The 1,044-nt window shown below is 50.6% G+C and carries 1 protein-coding gene and 1 pseudogene; both read right to left on the minus strand.

The features are described from left to right. Window positions 1-764: hypothetical protein (locus ACCD02_RS32540; RefSeq protein ID WP_413310703.1), on the minus strand; the 764-nt coding region annotated here is incomplete at its 3' end. Further along, a pseudogene (locus ACCD02_RS32545) lies at window positions 700-1,044 on the minus strand (hypothetical protein); the annotation flags it as partial. The gene ACCD02_RS32540 and the pseudogene ACCD02_RS32545, both read right to left, overlap by 65 nt.

Here is a 1,044-nt window from a genome sequence, read left to right on the forward strand (position 1 = left end):
AAGTTATTGAAGTTCATACCCTTATTACTATAACGATGAGCCAGGGAAAGGCCGATCATGGGCAAGCCCTGGCGGTCAGGGTTGGTGATTATATAGGCATCAAACTCATAAAAGGGCGCGGTGAATTCGCCGATTTTTCCGGTTTTTTTAAAGTCCTTGTAGTCAAAAATGGTAACCAGGCCCGTGCGGCGGTTTAGTTCCCAAAGGGGGCCCTTGGGCGCCCGAAGCCAGATTTTTGGGAGATGTTCAACGACAATGTGGCCTACTATTCCGCAGGTAAGAGGTATGCCAAGAAACCATGCATAAGCTTCAAGTAGGTCCTTGTAGGTTAATAAGTTATCAGGCCGTCCCACTAAAGGCATCATTGTAAGGTGAGCAAATATTAAGGGGGGTATTAGTATTATAGTCCCCCACAGGCCAAAGACTTTTAGAGAAATCCAAAATTGAGAGCGGAAGGGGAATTTCGCATGACGAATCACTTCATGGTCGTGCTTGACATGCAGTTCAAGATGTTCGAACGGACGTGTTACGTAAGTGCCGTTCGCTTTCTGTTCGGCCTTTTCCTTCCTGAAGTTTTCCCAGAAACGCATCCCCTCGGGATCTGGATCCGCCATGATGTTGTCTGGAAGCACCTCTTGGGTATTTCCCCAGGGCAGCCGGGTCCCGATCAGTTTAAATAGCAACGTGCGCGGCAGGGCGTCATGCTGTTCGGGAATCCGATCCGGATGGTAACCATCTTGTTGCGCGTTGCCTGTTGATCTCAAAGAGTGGTTTTCTCGCTGCTGCCAGCGCAGATTTCGTACCTACCAGTTTTACCGTTAGCGCTTCCATTGCAATGATCAGATCAATCGCCGCGCCCCCCAATCCACCTATTGTCCTGAAATGCCCTTTTTCTCGAAGGATCTGCTCCCTCGCCTGCATCTCCACCGCCACATTCCACATCTCCAGCATCAACACCCCTACAGAAAACGGGCGTGAGCTCAAAATCCGGTACGCCATCGCATTGCTGCGTGTGCCGTGCTGTTCGAGGGCATCGCTGAGGGC

This window comes from Pseudomonas sp. Pseusp88, from assembly GCF_047303955.1.
Classification (GTDB): domain Bacteria; phylum Pseudomonadota; class Gammaproteobacteria; order Pseudomonadales; family Pseudomonadaceae; genus Aquipseudomonas.